18 protein-coding genes and 2 riboswitches are annotated in these 16,412 nt (G+C 45.6%); of the genes, 13 read left to right on the top strand and 5 right to left on the bottom strand.

The window, feature by feature from the left end; genetic code table 11:
* The first annotated feature begins 14 nt into the window (after positions 1–14).
* Positions 15–2,054 (top strand): NADH:flavin oxidoreductase, encoded by a 2,040-nt coding sequence (locus tag D9A03_RS14305; protein WP_120497895.1) that lies wholly within the window; start codon positions 15–17, stop codon positions 2,052–2,054.
* A 15-nt stretch (positions 2,055–2,069) separates the two neighbouring features.
* On the opposite strand, the gene D9A03_RS14300 is transcribed toward D9A03_RS14305, so the two are convergent.
* Both D9A03_RS14300 and D9A03_RS14295 read right to left on the bottom strand, forming a co-directional pair.
* The gene (locus D9A03_RS14300; protein WP_120497894.1) at positions 2,070–2,768 is read right to left on the bottom strand and encodes a GntR family transcriptional regulator; all 699 of its coding nucleotides are present in this window, start codon (positions 2,766–2,768) and stop codon (positions 2,070–2,072) included.
* Positions 2,769–2,852: 84 nt separating this feature from the next.
* Positions 2,853–3,080, bottom strand: coding sequence for an EamA family transporter (locus tag D9A03_RS14295; protein WP_120497893.1), 228 nt, complete (start codon positions 3,078–3,080; stop codon positions 2,853–2,855).
* A 123-nt stretch (positions 3,081–3,203) separates the two neighbouring features.
* On the opposite strand from D9A03_RS14295, the gene D9A03_RS14290 reads away from it, so the two are divergent.
* The 3 genes from D9A03_RS14290 (at position 3,204) to D9A03_RS14280 (ending at position 5,450) form a co-directional block, all read left to right on the top strand.
* A complete protein-coding gene (locus tag D9A03_RS14290; RefSeq protein ID WP_120497892.1) occupies positions 3,204–3,776 on the top strand; it encodes a low molecular weight phosphatase family protein in 573 nt (190 codons plus the stop codon).
* A gap of 155 nt (positions 3,777–3,931) precedes the next feature.
* The gene (locus tag D9A03_RS14285) at positions 3,932–4,768 is read left to right on the top strand and encodes a MipA/OmpV family protein (protein WP_216825491.1); all 837 of its coding nucleotides are present in this window, start codon (positions 3,932–3,934) and stop codon (positions 4,766–4,768) included.
* 169 nt (positions 4,769–4,937) lie between these two features.
* Entirely contained in the window at positions 4,938–5,450 is a 513-nt protein-coding gene (locus D9A03_RS14280; RefSeq protein WP_120497890.1) for a CBS domain-containing protein, read from the top strand.
* Between the two features lie 135 nt (positions 5,451–5,585).
* Here the strand turns inward: D9A03_RS14280 and D9A03_RS14275 are convergent, their stop codons facing one another.
* The gene (locus tag D9A03_RS14275) at positions 5,586–6,410 is read right to left on the bottom strand and encodes a DUF4198 domain-containing protein (protein WP_120497889.1); all 825 of its coding nucleotides are present in this window, start codon (positions 6,408–6,410) and stop codon (positions 5,586–5,588) included.
* Positions 6,411–6,554: 144 nt separating this feature from the next.
* Positions 6,555–6,798: riboswitch (cobalamin riboswitch) on the bottom strand.
* Positions 6,799–6,853: 55 nt separating this feature from the next.
* On the bottom strand, positions 6,854–7,012 hold the full coding sequence (locus D9A03_RS19790) for a hypothetical protein (protein ID WP_162938167.1): 159 nt from the start codon (positions 7,010–7,012) through the stop codon (positions 6,854–6,856).
* Positions 7,013–7,103: 91 nt separating this feature from the next.
* Positions 7,104–7,337: riboswitch (cobalamin riboswitch) on the top strand.
* Positions 7,338–7,535: 198 nt separating this feature from the next.
* Here D9A03_RS19790 and D9A03_RS14270 point away from each other — a divergent pair.
* From D9A03_RS14270 to D9A03_RS14230, 9 genes are all read left to right on the top strand, one after another.
* Complete coding sequence (locus D9A03_RS14270) at positions 7,536–8,339, top strand: DUF4198 domain-containing protein (protein ID WP_120497888.1); 804 nt, start codon at positions 7,536–7,538, stop codon at positions 8,337–8,339.
* A gap of 12 nt (positions 8,340–8,351) precedes the next feature.
* Positions 8,352–9,149: a cobalt transporter CbiM gene (cbiM, locus tag D9A03_RS14265; protein ID WP_120497887.1), complete on the top strand. Its 798-nt coding sequence runs from the start codon at positions 8,352–8,354 to the stop codon at positions 9,147–9,149.
* Positions 9,136–9,771, top strand: a complete 636-nt coding sequence (locus tag D9A03_RS14260; protein ID WP_120497886.1) for a cobalt ABC transporter permease — start codon at positions 9,136–9,138, stop codon at positions 9,769–9,771. Before cbiM ends, D9A03_RS14260 begins: the two co-directional genes overlap by 14 nt.
* 1 nt (position 9,772) lies before the next feature.
* A complete protein-coding gene (gene cbiQ / locus D9A03_RS14255) occupies positions 9,773–10,558 on the top strand; it encodes a cobalt ECF transporter T component CbiQ (RefSeq protein ID WP_120497885.1) in 786 nt (261 codons plus the stop codon).
* Positions 10,558–11,217: an energy-coupling factor ABC transporter ATP-binding protein gene (locus D9A03_RS14250; RefSeq protein ID WP_162938166.1), complete on the top strand. Its 660-nt coding sequence runs from the start codon at positions 10,558–10,560 to the stop codon at positions 11,215–11,217. The genes cbiQ and D9A03_RS14250 overlap by 1 nt, the downstream gene beginning before the upstream one ends.
* Positions 11,218–11,514: 297 nt before the next feature.
* Positions 11,515–12,690, top strand: a complete 1,176-nt coding sequence (locus tag D9A03_RS14245; RefSeq protein WP_120497883.1) for a TAXI family TRAP transporter solute-binding subunit — start codon at positions 11,515–11,517, stop codon at positions 12,688–12,690.
* 248 nt (positions 12,691–12,938) lie between these two features.
* Positions 12,939–14,318 carry a leucyl aminopeptidase family protein gene (locus D9A03_RS14240; protein ID WP_120497882.1) on the top strand — a complete coding sequence of 460 codons (1,380 nt, stop codon included), beginning with the start codon at positions 12,939–12,941 and terminating at the stop codon, positions 14,316–14,318.
* A 155-nt stretch (positions 14,319–14,473) separates the two neighbouring features.
* Positions 14,474–14,920, top strand: coding sequence for a universal stress protein (locus tag D9A03_RS14235; RefSeq protein ID WP_162938165.1), 447 nt, complete (start codon positions 14,474–14,476; stop codon positions 14,918–14,920).
* Between the two features lie 86 nt (positions 14,921–15,006).
* Entirely contained in the window at positions 15,007–15,351 is a 345-nt protein-coding gene (locus D9A03_RS14230) for a MarR family winged helix-turn-helix transcriptional regulator (RefSeq protein ID WP_162938164.1), read from the top strand.
* Positions 15,352–15,424: 73 nt separating this feature from the next.
* On the opposite strand, the gene D9A03_RS14225 is transcribed toward D9A03_RS14230, so the two are convergent.
* A complete protein-coding gene (locus tag D9A03_RS14225; RefSeq protein WP_120497879.1) occupies positions 15,425–16,354 on the bottom strand; it encodes a glyoxylate/hydroxypyruvate reductase A in 930 nt (309 codons plus the stop codon).
* Positions 16,355–16,412 lie beyond the last annotated feature (58 nt).

Raw genomic sequence — 16,412 nt, 5'->3', positions numbered from 1 at the left:
AACAGGAGAGAGAAATGGCCAGTAATGATCCTTTGTTGCAGCCCTATAAGCTGAAACATTTGATAATCAAAAATCGGATCATGACCACAAGCCATGAACCTGCTTATCCCGAGGACGGGATGCCCAAAGATCGTTATCGCGCCTATCATGAAGAGCGGGCAAAGGCAGGGGTGGGGATGACCATGACTGCGGGATCCGCCGCCGTATCCCGTGATAGTCCGCCTGTGTTCAATAATGTGTTGGCCTACAAGGACGAAGTTGTTCCCTGGATGAAAAAGGTTACCGATGCATGCCATGAACACGGGTGTGCCGTGATGATCCAGTTGACCCATCTTGGGCGCAGAACTGGGTGGAACAAAGGGGACTGGTTACCGGCTGTTGCGCCGTCTCATCATCGCGAAGCTTCGCACCGGGCCTTCCCGAAGCAATTGGAAGATTGGGATATCCTCAGAATTATCGAAGATTATGCCGATGCGGCAGAACGAATGAAAGCTGCAGGACTGGATGGTATTGAATTGGAAGCCTATGGTCATCTGATGGATCAGTTCTGGTCTCCGCGCACCAATACACTGGATGGGGAATATGGCGGATCACTGGAAAACAGAATGCGCTTTTCACTTAACGTGCTTGAGGCAATTCGAAAGCGTGTGGGTGACAAGTTTATCGTTGGTATTCGCTATACCGCGGACGAAGCAGACAGGGATGGGATTTCCGCTGCAGAGGGGATCGAGATTTCAAAGCGTTTGCAGCGTTCCGGAATGGTTGATTTTCTTAACGTTATTCGCGGGCATATTGATACGGACCCAGGCTTAACAGATGTTATTCCTGTGCAGGGAATGAAATCAGCCCCCCATCTGGATTTTGCAGGGGAAGTTAAAAAAGCCACAGGTATGCCAACCTTCCATGCCGCGCGTATTCCTGATGTTGCAACAGCGCGTCACGCAGTTGCCGAAGGGCTCTTGGATATGGTGGGGATGACCCGGGCCCATATGGCTGATCCGCATATTGTGAAAAAGATCATGGCTGGTCGCGAAGATGATATTCGCCCCTGTGTTGGCGCGACCTATTGTCTGGATCGTATCTACCAAGGTGGCGATGCTTTGTGCATACACAATGCGGCAACGGGTCGAGAACTGACAATGCCGCACGACATTCCTGTCGCCAGTGAAAAGCGTAAAGTTGTTATTGTCGGGGCTGGTCCTGCGGGACTAGAGGCTGCGCGTGTTTCTGCTGAACGCGGACACAATGTTGTTGTCTTTGAAGCTGCCCCGGAACCAGGAGGACAAATTCGTTTGTCTGCGCAAAGTCAACGGCGGGCTGAGATGATTTCGATCATTGATTGGCGCATGGCGCAATGTGCTGCACGGGATGTTGAGTTTCGTTTTAATACCTGGGCAGAAGCGGCAGATATTGAGGCAGAAAACCCGGACGTCGTTATTATCGCGACAGGTGGGCTGCCCCATACGGAAGTTCTTAAACGCGGAAATGAGTTAGTGGTTTCCAGCTGGGACATCATTGCTGGGGATATCAAACCGGGACAAGATGTGTTGGTCTATGACGATGCTGGGGATCATGCCGGACTGCAAGCCGCAGAAGTCATTGCCAACACGGGCGCAAAAGTTGAAATCATGACGCCGGATCGCAGCTTTGCGCCTGATGTGATGGCGATGAACCTGGTTCCTTATATGCGGTCGATGCAAGAAAAGGATGTAACCTTTACTGTTACCTATCGCTTGAAAGATGTTGAGCGTGATGGCAACCGACTACGGGCTAAAATCGGCACTGACTATAGTGATTTGATCAAAGAAAAAAACTACGATCAGATTGTTGTTAATCACGGAACTATTCCGATGGATGATATTTATTTTGATCTCAAACCAGCTTCGGTAAATCTTGGTGAGCTTGACCACAAAGCCTTTATTAAGGGTGAGCCGCAAAATATTACCACGAATGCGGGGGGCAAGTTTCAGCTTTTCAGAATTGGTGATGCCGTGGCTGCGCGGAATACTCATGCGGCGATCTATGATGCGCTCAGACTTGCAAAAGATTTATAGGAAAGGCTAGTAAGCTTACGGATCTACGGATTTATCCTGTTTGAGCTTTTCGTGGATGACTTTCTGGGCTGATTCCAGATGTTTCACGAGAAGCTCTTTTGCCTTGTTGCCATCGCGGGCAATACAGGCCGTAATTAGTTGTTGGTGCTCTGCGTTGCTTCGGGTTTGGGAAGAGGGCTCTTTTAAGCTCAATCTCAAATAGCGTTCTGATGTTGTAAAGAGAATAGTTTGAAACCTGTACCCGATGGTTTCTTTGGCACCAGATAGAATGATTTCGTGAAACTGGCGGTTAAGTTCGCCCAGTTCTTTCTGGTTCGTTGATTGGGCTTCGCGGGTGATCAGGTTTTGAGCGTTAGTTAGATCTTCATCAGCAAGGTTCGGGATTGAGAGCTGTAATAAATGCGGTTCTATCACTTTTCGCAACTCAAAAATTTCAATCATTTCCCGAATTGAACCCGGCAAAACTCGCGCACCCCTGTTCCGCTCAAAACTAATGAGGTTTTCACCTTCCAGTGTTCTCAGGGCTTCCCTGACCGGGATTTTGCTGACGCCCATTGCATCGGCGGCTGTATCTTGGCGGACGAGACTGTGGGGGGGTAAGGTGCCCGAGATGATTGCTTCACGCAGGACGTTGGCGACAAAAACAGGGGTCGATACCTGCTCATCAGTAAAACGAGAGACGATGCTTTTTAAGTCGTTGTGATCGCTGGTCATAGAGTGCTTTTGTCAAACCTTCTCGTTTGTGATGCTTTGGTCACTTTATCGGACTATAGTACACAAAATTTGGAGATTAATATCTCATTGAGATTGTGGAAGCCTTTTACGATAAATGCCCATTCCAATCAAACAGCCCGTAATAATGATGATTGCGCCGAGTGCTGTGTACCAGCTCAAGTGTTCGCCAAAGAGCAGAAAGCCTACCAGAACCGAAAATAAGATCGAACTATAGGTTAAGGGAGTTAGCAGAACCACATCGGTTGTTCGTGCAATCGCTTGATGACCGAAATCCATAAAACAGGAATTCATAAATAGGTCATGTGGCTTTCATTTGGTTGATATCTTTCTGACGTATCAATCTCCGGTATATAAATCTGGCCTTAGTAGGCAAGACATTCCGAAACAGACAGTTGCTCATAAAGGTTTTGAATAATGGCTCAAAAACCAGTTCACATTCTTTTTTTAAGCGCAGCCAATTCGGCCCGAAGCTTGATTGCTGAAACGCTTCTGCGGGACTTTGGCGGCGGGCGTGTCCGGGCCTTTAGTGCCGGAACGCAACCTGATGGACAAATGTTGCCGATGGTTGAGCAACTTCTTCAGACCAAGGGATATGACACGGCGGGTCTTTTTTCAAAAACGCATAAACTCTTTATGGAAGATGGCGCCCCCGATATTGATCTGGTCATTAGCATGAGTGCGCCAGATGAGAATGAACTTGTACTGGGACCCTTAGGTGCATTGAGAGTGCACTGGCAAATGCCAGGTATCAACGCGCTGAAAACATCTTCTGATCAAAAAAACTTTATCAAAACTATTTATAAGCAACTGGAAGATTCTATCTGTCAGGTATTGCAACCGTCATGGGATGGTTTGTCAGTACGGGATGTTCAATGTCTTTTCGAAAGAGTTGGACCTGTAACGAAGAATAGTAACAAGCCTTATAATGAGATTTTCCCAGCACCTTACTTTGGCGATTTTACGGGCACAGAATTGGCCTTGGCATAAAATAATTTCTATTTAATCAGAACAGTCAGCCCTCTGTCAGAAAGCTCTCTTATAACCACGATATATTTTCGTTGTTTAATGAGGGACTCATGCTTCGGCGCTGTTCTACACTTTCTAATATGTCTTCATCTGTAGCTACAGGCGCAGGTGTCAAGATGAGTTATTTTTTACAAAGCAAACCAGTCAGGTTTGTACTCTTCACTTCATTTATTTCCTTAGGCCTTATGTCGCCGGCCATAGCTGACGGCCAAACCACTGCAAGTAATACGGAATCGGGCAGTTTTGTCGATGCTGCGTTAAGTGATTGGAATTTTACTATTGGTGCTGGGGCCGGATTTGGACCTGATTATGAAGGTTCAGACGATTATGGCGTCGGAGCAATGCCTATTCTTGAAGCATCCTGGCGGGACGACACATTTTTTGTCTCGGTTGATCGTGGCATTGGTGCAACTTTGTTACGTTCAGAACACTTTAGTGGTGGTGTCTCCTTGAATTATGACTGGGGTCGGGATGAGGATGATAATTCAGCTCTCAAAGGATTAGGCGATGTCGAAGCAGGACTAGCAGGTTCGGCTTTTGCCGAAATTGATTTGGGAATGTACGCGTTAGGGCTGGATGTTACACAGGACCTAAGTGGAGAGGACAAAGGTCTTTTGGCTAATTTCAGTGCCGAATATCGTCATAGTTTCTTTGATGAACGTCTTTGGATCTCAGCCGGACCAACTGTTAGCTGGGCATCAGAAGATTATATGCAGTCCTATTTTGGTGTGGACAGTAAACAGGCTTCCAGAAGTAGATATAACCAACATGATGTTGATGCAGGCTTCAAGGATGTCGGCTTTAACGTGGGGGCAATGTATAGCTTCGACGAAAATTGGGCAATGACAGGTTCATTGGGCTATGCGCGATTGCTGGGCGATGCCGCAGATAGCCCATTCGTTGAAAGTGAAAATCAAGTCTTTGGTGGTCTTGCTATTACTTATCATTTTTAACGTCGCTGTCATCACGTACAGGACTTTTCGATCCGCCAACTGTCCCGGAAGGTTTTTTGGGAAAAGCTTTCTTTGATTAGATCTTCCGGGAACTTTTTTGAAACAAAAGTTATGTCCTAAAATTCTTGTGCTATACTTATAAGACAGCAGAACACAAGGAGGATGATAAATGAAATTTTCCGTTGATTTCAGTGCCGCGGTTTATCAAGGTGACAGCGGTTCTGGCTCAGGACAGTCGGGAGGGACTTCCGGTGGGGCGGTTAAGGATATCCTCGCTGATAAAGGGGGTGAAATTCATACCATCACAACGGGGCATACTGTTCAGGAAGTAATCGATACGCTGAACTCATTTAAAATTGGTGCTTTGGTCGTTGCGGATGATGATAAGCGTCCAATTGGTATTGTATCCGAGCGTGATATCGTGGTCGGGATTGGGCAAAAAGGTAAAGAGCTTTTTGCGGAAAAAGTTGATACGATTATGACGGCCAATCCTGTGTGTTGCGCACCGGATGCAAGAGTACACGAAGTAATGCAAAAAATGACTGATGGCCGTTTTCGTCATATGCCGGTTGTTTCTGATGGCAAGCTGTGCGGTATGATCTCTATTGGTGACGTGGTGCGTAAACGTCTTCTGGAACTAGAGTATGAAAATGAACAGATGATGGCTTATATGTCGGGCTAAATCTGTTGTGACAAGCATGTAGCTGGATTTTTTGAATAAGCGGCGGACTCTATAACTGAGCCCACCGCTTTGTTGTTTTATAGCCTGTTGTTTTTTGAGGCTAATTTTAGGGTATAGTTCTTTCATCAGGCGTCGTTATTGGGGCATGTTCTGAGTATGAACCCAAATCAATCCACCTTCTTCAACCTGTGTTTCTGTCCCGTCCGGAGCGGGTAAAGTTTTGCCATTATCTATCAGGGCAGCGAAACCCCACCATCCTTCCTTTGGCATTGCATAGTGAAAGATGCCATTTTTGTCGGCGCGAACAATCTGAGTGATAAAGGGTGTTGCAGGAATATCGACCTTTCCTTCGCCCCGATATTCGATTTCGATGATTGCATTTGGCTCTGGTTGGCCATTATTGAGTACCTGGCCGGAAAAAAGATTATTGGTCCACAGGCCATATGGTCTGCTCAGGGGAATAATCTCAACAGGTAGCCCGACAGGGGTTTCCCATCCGTTTTCCAAACCATAAGCATTCACAATGACTTTTGTGTAGTGGATGATCATCGCCTGTTCTTTAGGCTCCCAATAGGGTTTGGGGATGAGGTAGAAACTATAATCGCCTGCACGCTTTATTTTATAGTTTGCTTTGTAGGACGTGGCATTCGCAGGATTAAGCTTTCCCTTAAGTTTTATGGGGTGAAGGGATTTCGTTAAATCATACTTTTTGCCTGCGACTTGAACGCCGAATAAATCCGGGCGTTCTATTTCCATAAGCGGTGCCCCTTCCATCGGATGAGTGAAGCGGATATCAAATGAAAAATCGCTTTCAGCACTCTTGACTATCAGGGAAGACGAGGGAATTAGCTCGATAAAATGAGCCGTGGCCTTTTGTGGTGAAAGTACTGTTAGAGAAATAGCTAAGAGAAGAATTCTCAATGAATGTGAGAGTCTTTTTTCTTTAGATTTTAAAAACATGGTACGCGCCTTGTCTAAAAAGTTATGACAATGGCAGTGCGAGTTAGGCACCGATTAGATCAATCAGTATAGAACCGCGCCTTGCCACTATCGACAGGCACGTCACTCGACGGAAAACCGCCCTAATGAACACCCCGTTCATCAGAAAGGTGACGTTAAATCGGCAGGTCTCCTGGCTTACAACGTAAGAGTACTGTTCCTTCCCGGTATGAAGTTCCAGAGACTTCAATTATCTCAGAAACATACCAGTGGTTTTAAGAAGCTTTAAGTCGTTTACAGTTGCGGGGGCAGCCACGGTTCAAGATCCCCTGATGGGTAGATCTCTCCGTGTTCCCTATTATTCCCGGATCAAATTTTCATCCGAAAAACCGATTCCGGCGCAGTGTCTCTTTTTCGTGCGGACAGATCAATTTAATTATGTCGTTAGAGGCAAGATCACGCGCTCAGCTATCCAGGGCATTGGGGAACAGGTTGTAGAATCCGATGTACTCAACTACGGCATAATTACGTGCGGCTTCCTGAGACAGGTCAGAAGCTTTCTGGTACATCTCAATCAGAATGTTAATGCAAATTTCATCGACTTTGGAGACAACATCCCTCACTTGATGATCTGCTTATGTCCATGCACGAATGGCTAAATCAATGGCGAGATCTTTTTGAAATCTTGGACTTGCAGGATTTTGTTTCTCCGCATAAACTCGCGCCATGCATGGTTCCCCATGGATGAAGTCGTCCGGGGATTAAAAGGGAACACGGAGAGATCTACCCATCAGGGGATCTTGAACCGTGGCTGCCCCCGCAACTGTAAACGGTGAGTTCTTACCAATTATAACCACTGGCAGGACTGAAAAGTTTAATGCCGGGAAGGTTTGGTGATTGAGCAACGATCCGTGAGCCAGGAGACCTGCCGGCATAATGTCACTAGACCAAAGGGCGGGGAGTACCATTGGTGACGGACATCCGTTTGTGGCGTGCCTTTGAGCCAAGCTGCTGGAATAAGTGTAATCAGTATGTCTGTTTATGCTTTGATGAGATGTCTGATGTATCTCTCGGAATTCAATCAGCTTAAATTTAGGAACGTTATCTTCAATGTATGCATTGAAGATAAGGGATAATTAGAACGTGATGAAGAAAATTCTCTTTTGTGGGATTATTGCCTGTGGTGTCGTCGCTGGCGGGCTGACAACATTTATTTCTGGTGCGCAGGCACATTTTCAATTGATTTTTACACCTGAAACAATGCTTGAGAAAGGTGGGGAATTAACGTTGAAGATGCCATTCACTCATCCTGCTGAATCTGGGCACGTGATGGAAATGGGAACACCTGAAGAGTTTTATGTTATTCGCAAAGGTAAAAAGAAAAACCTGATAGATCGCTTGAATATCATTGAATGGACCAGTCGTGAGAATACAGGAAAAGCTTATGAAGCTTCCGTGAAGTTACGCGGTCTTGGTGATAATGTTTTTGTCTTGAAACCTGCTCCCTTTTACGAAGCAAGTGAAGATATTTTTATCCAGCAAATTACAAAATCCTATGTGAATGTGGGTGACCTTCCAACTGATTGGGCTGAACCTCAGGGATTGAAAACAGAAATTCGCCCACTAATAAAACCTTATAATGTTATTGCGGGGGGAATTTTTTCCGGGGTGGTTTTATCCGAGGGAAAGCCAGTTCCTTTTGCCGAGATTGAAATTGAGTATCTTAACTATCCGGCTGACCCAGAAAATAACCGCTTTGCTAGTGAGGGTAAGCTTTCTTCGCCAGCGCATGCGATTTTAGCGGATGCGTCCGGTACCTTTACTTTTGGAATCCCGAAAGAAGGGTTTTGGGGCTTTGCAGCTCTTGGGGTTGGGCCGGATAAAGAGCATGAAGGCAAAGAGCTCTCACAGGATGCTGTTATCTGGATTCAGGCTCGAGATATTGATTAGGGATAAATAGCGATGCACATCGTTGATGGTGCCTTATCAAATCCAGTTCTTATCGGCGGCGGCGCTATTGCCGCTGCTGGTGTGGCCTATAGCTTGAAAAAGCTGGAGCCAGAAGATTTGCCTCGAGTTGGTGTTTTGTCGGCCGTTTTTTTCGTGGTCTCTTTGATTCATGTACCGCTCGGCTTTTCTTCTGTTCATCTTATCCTGAATGGATTGTTGGGTATTATTCTTGGGTGGACGGCCTTTCCGGCCCTTGTTGTCGCTTTGTTGCTTCAGGCCGTTTTCTTTGGCTTTGGCGGATTGACCGTACTGGGCGTAAATACTGTGAACATTGCTTTTCCGGCCGTAATGGTTTTCTTTATCTGTCGGTGGGGGATTACAGCCCAGCAACAGAACCTAGCCAAACTTGTAGCTGATATGCTGTTTGCCATTTTCTTTCTTTTGTCTATCTGGGCTGGTGTTTCTCTCTATGACGCCTATCAGGTGGAAGGAGCAACATGGCGCGTTTCCGTGAACAGTATCTCCTTGGCACTTTTTGCTCTGGTGATGATTTATGGCTACGTCCTTTATCGTCGAAAAACCTTGTCTGTTGCCGGGTTTTGGGGGTTTTTGGGCGGATCTTTATCGATCTTCTTTACCGCCGTTATGGTTGCTATTTCGTTGGCTTTGTCCGGAGATGAGTTTGCAAAGGCGGCGGAATTTGTCATCGTCGCACATTTCCCGATTATGGCTGTGGAAGGTATTTTAACGGCTGCGACTATTCAATTAATTACTAAGGTTAAACCGGAGCTGATCAATGCTGTTCGGTAAATTAAAATTTGCAACGCTTTTGTTCGTATCATCGCTAGTGCTTGGCTTTTATTCGAATGCATGGGCACACAAAGTGATCTCAGCTGCTTATCCTGATGGAGATCTGATTGAAGGTGAAATTGGATTTTCCAATGGGGATATGGCTAAAAATCTTCTTGTTGAGGTTTTTGACTCGGAAGATAACAAACTGGGTGAAACAACTACGGACGAAGAAGGCTTTTTTGTCTTCACTGCGACAAAAAAGGTCGACCATATTTTTCGCGCTAATTTGAGTGCAGGACATGTTGCTACGCTCACGGTAACTGCAGACGAATTGCCTGATGATCTGGAAGGTGGAAGTGTTGCTAGTACCCCGTCGAGCCAAGAAGCTGTGTCTTCTGAAGAAGGTGTTGTCACTCAATCGAACTTGTCTGATACAAAACTAGTGATGATTGATCAGGCTGGATTAGAGAAGCTTGTCTCAAAAACTTCAAAAGAGGTTCGTTCTTTGCGGAAAGAACTGGCGCAATATAAAGAAGAACGTCGCATGCAGGATATCCTGGGGGGTATTGGGTATATCCTCGGGATCTTTGGTATAGCATCTTTCCTTCTCGGCCGCTTCAAGACAACTAAGGGCGTATGATATGACACAGGTTTTGGGCGAAGTTTCGCGGTCCTGGGCTGTTAAAGATGATCAGAGTAGATCTGAAGCGATTTTAAAGAGCCTTGATCCGCGCGTGCGCCTTGTTTCCTGTGTGTTGTTCGCATTTCTTATTTCAGCAATGCATGATTTGGGTGCTCTTACTCTTGCGCTTGGGATTGGCTTGGGGCTTTCCCTGTTATCGCGTTTGCCGCTATGGACAACAATCCGAAAGGTGATTGTTGTCGACTCATTCATTGTTGTATTGATACTGACATTGCCTTTTACAATGGAGGGGGAAACTCTTTTCTCTGTTTGGGGATGGGACGCCAGTAAAGAAGGTCTTTATCGTGCGGCAGAAGTAGGTCTCAAGGCAAATGCGATATTGTTTTCCCTGATGGGATTGGTGGGCATTATGGAACCATCTGTCCTAGGGCACGCACTTTATCGTCTTAAAGTTCCGGCGAAATTGGTCCATCTTTTTCTTTTCACCGTGCGTTATATCGATGTGTTCTACAAAGAATACAAAACGATGCGTATGGCGATGAAAGCCCGAGGCTTTGTTCCCCGGACGAATATCCATACACTCAGATCTATTGGATATTTGATCGGGATGATGTTGGTTCGAAGCCTTGAGAGATCGGATCGTATTATGGAAGCAATGAAATGTCGGGGCTTCGACGGACGGTTCCATATTCTTAATAGTATGAAGATAGAAACACGCGACCGTATTTTTGCCGGTTGTGCGGCGGCGGTTATTTTGAGCCTGATAGCTGTGGAGTATTTTTGATGACGTCGCTGATTGCGCTACGTGGACTGCACTTTTCTTATGCAAGCGGATTTGATGTTCTCAAGGGTGTCGATTTTGAACTCAATGCAGGGGACCGTGTGGCTTTGACAGGAAGTAATGGTGCTGGGAAGAGTACGCTCCTACGTTTGATAAATGGCTTGGAAACTCCTGATAGTGGCGAAATTTATGCTTTTGGTGCTGTGCGGCGACAGGAAAAAGACTTTCGCGATGTTCGCGTGCGTGCCGGATTGGTTTTCCAAGATCCCGATGATCAGCTTTTTTGCCCAACGGTTGCTGAAGATCTCGCCTTTGGTCCTTTGAACCTGGGGAAGTCATCTGAAGAAGTTAGTGAAATTGTTGGACGCACGCTGGAACTTTTAAGACTAGAGCATTTGGTCGATAGAATTACACATAAGCTATCTGGCGGCCAAAAACGTCTTGTTGCTCTTGCAACCGTTATGGCATTGGAACCTGAAGTGCTTTTACTTGATGAGCCGACAAATGATTTGGATCGGGATACGAAACAGCATTTGATCTCGTTATTAACAGAGCTTCCGCAAGCCATGATTATTGTGTCACACAACCATCATTTCCTGAACAGAGTGGCAAATCGACAGGTTGAATTGTCTGATGGTATTCTTATGGAACAAGCTGCCTGAGTATAAGGTTCTGCGCATGACCCTCTAAATGCGGATTTACCCAATACTGCCATAATTGTACCCATCCGCTGTCATTATTAGTTGTTACATTTTACTTACCAACAATGAAAGTAAGTGAGGAGTTACTGTTGGGTTAATAGTGCCTGACCTCACTAAATGGCATACTTGGTTCGTTAAATTTTTGAGTAATAAAAAAATCGCTAGCGGCACAAGGTTATAATTAACTTTTAACTAGTTATGTCGTAGGATAAGAAAAGCTTCCCAGCGACTAATTTGTTATAAGAGAAAGGCAGTCGGTTGTTTTCGACGTCCTCAAAGTACCGTTTCTTTATAAAAAACTTTCAAAACGCCGTTTTTGTCGCTTTCATTTTATTTTTATCACTATCCTCAAGCATCGGTTTTGCTCAGAACACACCTGTATTTCGAATAGGGACCGGAGCGACCATTGGGAATTATTTTCCATTGGGCGGTATTATTGCCAGTTCTATCAGTAAACCTGTTGGATCCCGTGCATGTGAAAAAGGTGGCAGCTGTGGCGTTGATGGTCTTCTGTCTGTTAGTGTTTCGACACAGGGATCTGTCTCTAACGTTATTGGCATCTCTAATGGCACACTTGAAGGGGGCTTTGCACAAGCTGATGTTGTTTTTTGGGCATTGCGAGGCGAACATGTTTTTCGCACACGCGGGGCCATTGGCAATCTTCGAAGTGTTGCGAATCTTTATCCGGAAGCAATGCATCTTGTGGTTGGCATTAATAGTGATATTCGATCACTGGAGGATCTTGCTCAGAAAAAAGTCTCAATCGGGCCTGCAGGTTCTGGCACAAATGCTGCCGCTCAATTGTTATTAGAAACAAGGGGCGTCAGAATTCCCGAGGAAAATATGTTCACGTTGTCTGACAGCGAGTCATACGAAGCAATAACAAGCGGTGAAATTGACGCCTTTTTTATTATTGCAGGAACACCGGCCAGACTAGTCACCGTTTTGACTGATCGACACAAGGCGAGACTTCTGTCTCTCAGTAAAACAGATGTTGAAATACTTGAAGAAATCTACCCTTTCTTTTCCGGAGGGATGATCGGGGTCGGGACCTATAAGAATACATCTGACACTTTGGCCTTGATGGTACCGGCACAATTTCTGGTGCGTGAAGATCTGGATGACGATTTGATTTATGGTATAACCAAAGCACTGTGGCATGAATCAACGGCGGCAAACCTGGCGAAAGGTCATACGCTTGGTCGATTTATTACTCGTGAGACCGCATTGGATGGGCTGATTTTGCCTCTACATCCCGGGGCAGAGAGGTTTTACCGCGAAATTGGAATGATTCCGGAAGTAGAAGAAAACCTTGAAGATGAACGGCCTGGTAAAGAGTCAGGGAATCCTGTCGCAGATAATCAAATTGTCGTTGATGATGAAACATCAACAGACAAGCCGCAGGGTAATAATGAAGTGGTTAGTGAAGAATAACTCATATCATGAGTGGGGTATTAAACGCTGATCCAGAGAGCTGAAAAATAGTAACGATTATTATCTGATTATTTTAGTTATATGGATTAAACTACAGAAGCTTTCGCAATAATTTTGTCACAGTTTTATATCGCTCATGATCTCAAAAAATACTGTGCACTTGCCCCATCCGGTTGTAATATCTATGGCATTCTTTCCTATGTGAGTATCGTCTTATTGCTCACTATCCGTTAATTTGTAGGTAAAATATGAGTTTTCAACTGATTGATTCTGTATCAAAGCAGACCATTCCCTTAGTATTTTTGAATAAAAAGAAATTTAACGAACAATGTAAAGACGGTGCTGAAGGAACCTCTTGGATGATTGCCAATGGGTTTAAAGCAGATGAAGGAGCTACTTGCTCTCTGCCTGATCCAAAAGGTGATATCAAAGCTGTTGTTGTCGGGCTTGGGGATCGTGATGAACCCGGGACTTGGACTGTTGCGGGGTTGAGCCATAGCCTTCCCGAGGGAAGTTATGTACTTCAAGATGATCTTCCTGCCGAGATTGCAACACAGGTTGCATTGGGATGGGCAATCGGCGCGTACCAGTTCACGCGTTATAAAGAGAGCAACAAAACCCTTTCCACGCTTGTTTGGCCAAAAGGGACGGATCAAACACAGGTTCATGCTCTTGCAAGCGGTGTCCATCTTACGCGTGATCTGATTAACACACCGAGTAATGATATGGGGCCGGAAGAACTTGCTACAGCCGCATCCCAGCTGGCAGGTGAATATGAAGCTGATTGCAATGTTATTGTTGGCGACAAACTCGTAGAGGCGAATTATCCGGCGATTTATGAAGTTGGGAAGGCTTCTGTTCGTGCGCCCCGGTTGATCGATTTCAGATGGGGAGATGCAGGGCCCAAGGTGACATTGGTGGGCAAAGGCGTTTGTTTTGATACCGGTGGTCTGGACCTGAAATCACCGGCTGGCATGTTGTTGATGAAAAAGGACATGGGCGGTGCTGCGCATGTACTGGGCATTGCTGCTGCTATTATGCAAAGTGATCTTCCTTGCCAGTTGCGCGTACTTATTCCTGCTGTGGAAAATGCAGTGGCTGGCAATGCCTTCAGACCATCTGACATCATTAAAACCCGAAAGGGTTTAACCGTTGAAGTCGGGAACACCGATGCTGAGGGGCGTTTGGTTCTTTGTGATGCTCTTGCAGAAGCTAGTCGAGCAAAACCGGATCTGATTATTGATTTTGCGACTTTAACCGGTGCGGCACGTGTAGCGCTGGGCACTGATCTGCCTGCCATGTTCTGTAATGATGATACCACAGCAGAAAAGCTGCGTCAGCATTCTGTTGAAACGGGTGATGAAGTTTGGCGCATGCCGCTGCATCAACCCTATCGCAAAATGCTTGATAGCAAGATTGCCGATTTGAACAATGTTGCCACTGGCCCCTATGCTGGTGCGATTACCGCGGCTTTGTATCTGCAGGAATTTGTGGAAAAAGATATTCCGTGGGCACATTTTGATGTCATGGCCTATAACAACGCGTCTTCTCCCGGTAAGCCGGAAGGCGGAGAAGCTCTTGGCTTGAGGGCCGTTTATGCCATGATCAAAGAAATGGTTGGGAAATAAAATCACTGTTGGCAGAGATATTTTTTATGTCCTGTTTTACGTATCAGGTTTCTGCATCGCTGGGTTGTTTATAGAGATTGGGAAAATTCTCTTGTTTTATGCTAATGTTCTGTCGAATTTGGTTTTAATGACTGTCTTACAGATGGAGTATGACAATGTTTAATAAAATCCTTTGTGCAGTTGATGGTTCCGAGCACAGCATGCGTGCTGTCTCCAAAGCTGCAGCCCTTGCCCTTAAGTTCGAAGGTGAGCTTATTTTCCTAACAGTTGCAAAGGCTGTGAAAATGAACGAAGGACTACGCCGCTTTATGGAAGTTGAACATGTGTCTGGTCAAGATGCGCAGTATGTTCTTGATTCCTTTAGTCAGGAAGTCCTCAGCGAGGCAAAGGAAATTGCCAAGAAAGTCGGGGTGGAGAACATTACGACTGAAGTCAAAGTTGGTCCGCCTGCCAGAACGATTGTTGAGTTTGCCGATAAAAATAAAATTGATGCGATTGTAATGGGAAGCCGGGGACATGGAGATCTTGAATCGCTCCTTCTTGGTTCTGTTTCTCATAAAGTGGCAAGTTTGAGCAAAGTTACCTGTGTAACTGTTCGATAAACAATCTCTCAAAGCTTATCGAAGGAATGTCTTGAGTTCGATTGTGATTGTGTTCTAGAATCATTGCGATTGCGGAACGTTTAGGAATGATCGTGGACATACCAGCAAAACAAGCTTTAGAATTATGGCGAGGCGTAATGGTCACAGCTCTGCAAAAGGGGCTACCGGATCTGACGTCTCGTCAATTTACTTTATTGCTCCACGTATATCTCAAAGATCAAGCACATACAGTCCGTGGTTTGGCTGACGAATTGAACATGTCAAAACCGGCGGTCACACGCGCTTTGGATCGTTTGGGCAAATATGACTTTGTTCGCCGTAAAACAGATGAAAGTGATCGTCGCTCAATTCTTGTCCAGCGTACGATTAAGGGGTCTGTCTATTTACGAGAATTTGGCGACATGGTCGAAGATTATGCTGAAGAAGTCTGATCTGTGGGAAAACTGAGATCAGTCTTCTCTGTCGCTTAAAACCGAAGTTCTTACAGACTTGTTGAAATCAGGCCTAATATCCGCGTTTCATGTCCACAACGTTTAATAAATCTTCTCCGCTTTCAAAGCGTCGTATGCCATCGGCAACATTCCGGGCGCTAGAGCTTGGATGTGTCGTACTGGCGGCATGTGGTGTGATGGTGATATTAGGGTGTGCCCAAAAGGGGTGATCTTTATCTAGTGGCTCTGATTTGAATACATCAAGTGTTGCTTCTGACAGATGGCCTGAATCAAGTGCTTTAATTAAGTCTTCTTCGACCAAGTGACCGCCTCTTGCCGCGTTGATAATGCTGGCATCTTTGGGAAGCGTGGAAAAAAGATCTTTATTGAGAATATCTTCCGTTTCGTCTGTAAGGGGCAACAGGCAGACCAGAATTTCTGTTGTTTTTAGAAAGTCCTCGAGCTGATCTGCACCAGCATAGGTTTTTATCCCCGGGCGTTCTCGCTGGGTCCTACTCCATCCTGCGACGTCAAAGCCGAGATAGCTCAGTTTCCCTGCTACATCTGATCCCAAGACGCCCATGCCCATAATGCCAACTCGTCTATCCCAAGTTACAGGTGGTTCATGTAACGTCCATTCCTTGCGACTTTGTTGTTCGCGATATAGCCGCATGCTTTTGTGGTGATTGAGAACGGCCATGACAACATACTCTGTCATGCCTGATGTCAAAGAAGGATCAACCATCCGGACAACGGGAACGTTTTCCGGCAAGTCTGGATCTGAAGCAAGGTGATCAATGCCGGCCCCCAGAGAAAAAATAACTTTCAGATTGGGAAGGGTTTTGAGAAACCCTGCGGGGGGGCGCCAGACCAGGGCATACTCAATGTCTTCTTTATTCCCAATTTCTGACAACAGACGCATATCAAGATCTGGAATTTCAGCGAGTAGATACTTACGCCATAAATCCAGTCTGTCTGTCTCGGAAATAAAAAGTAGTGCCATCAAGAGCCTCTAATGATCAGTCGTTGAATAGACAGTGTAGGGGATGGAGGAAAGGAAT

Origin of the sequence: Kiloniella sp. EL199, from assembly GCF_900313065.1 — a bacterium.
In the GTDB taxonomy this organism is placed as follows: Bacteria; Pseudomonadota; Alphaproteobacteria; order Kiloniellales; family Kiloniellaceae; genus Kiloniella.
This window is presented reverse-complemented; position numbering and strand designations above follow the sequence as displayed.

Bases quoted from the DNA above. Each gene is read 5' to 3' on its own strand.
- D9A03_RS14305 (WP_120497895.1), top strand. From the start codon at position 15: ATGGCCAGTAATGATCCTTTGTTGCAGCCCTATAAGCTGAAACATTTG.
- D9A03_RS14295 (WP_120497893.1), bottom strand. From the start codon at position 3,080: ATGAATTCCTGTTTTATGGATTTCGGTCATCAAGCGATTGCACGAACA.
- cbiQ (WP_120497885.1), top strand. From the start codon at position 9,773: ATGACACAGGTTTTGGGCGAAGTTTCGCGGTCCTGGGCTGTTAAAGAT.
- D9A03_RS14235 (WP_162938165.1), top strand. From the start codon at position 14,474: ATGTTTAATAAAATCCTTTGTGCAGTTGATGGTTCCGAGCACAGCATG.
- D9A03_RS14225 (WP_120497879.1), bottom strand. From the start codon at position 16,354: ATGGCACTACTTTTTATTTCCGAGACAGACAGACTGGATTTATGGCGT.
- D9A03_RS14260 (WP_120497886.1), top strand. From the start codon at position 9,136: ATGCTGTTCGGTAAATTAAAATTTGCAACGCTTTTGTTCGTATCATCG.
- D9A03_RS14300 (WP_120497894.1), bottom strand. From the start codon at position 2,768: ATGACCAGCGATCACAACGACTTAAAAAGCATCGTCTCTCGTTTTACT.
- D9A03_RS14285 (WP_216825491.1), top strand. From the start codon at position 3,932: ATGAGTTATTTTTTACAAAGCAAACCAGTCAGGTTTGTACTCTTCACT.
- D9A03_RS14240 (WP_120497882.1), top strand. From the start codon at position 12,939: ATGAGTTTTCAACTGATTGATTCTGTATCAAAGCAGACCATTCCCTTA.
- cbiM (WP_120497887.1), top strand. From the start codon at position 8,352: ATGCACATCGTTGATGGTGCCTTATCAAATCCAGTTCTTATCGGCGGC.
- D9A03_RS14250 (WP_162938166.1), top strand. From the start codon at position 10,558: ATGACGTCGCTGATTGCGCTACGTGGACTGCACTTTTCTTATGCAAGC.
- D9A03_RS14270 (WP_120497888.1), top strand. From the start codon at position 7,536: ATGAAGAAAATTCTCTTTTGTGGGATTATTGCCTGTGGTGTCGTCGCT.
- D9A03_RS14290 (WP_120497892.1), top strand. From the start codon at position 3,204: ATGGCTCAAAAACCAGTTCACATTCTTTTTTTAAGCGCAGCCAATTCG.
- D9A03_RS14275 (WP_120497889.1), bottom strand. From the start codon at position 6,410: ATGTTTTTAAAATCTAAAGAAAAAAGACTCTCACATTCATTGAGAATT.
- D9A03_RS14230 (WP_162938164.1), top strand. From the start codon at position 15,007: ATGATCGTGGACATACCAGCAAAACAAGCTTTAGAATTATGGCGAGGC.
- D9A03_RS14280 (WP_120497890.1), top strand. From the start codon at position 4,938: ATGAAATTTTCCGTTGATTTCAGTGCCGCGGTTTATCAAGGTGACAGC.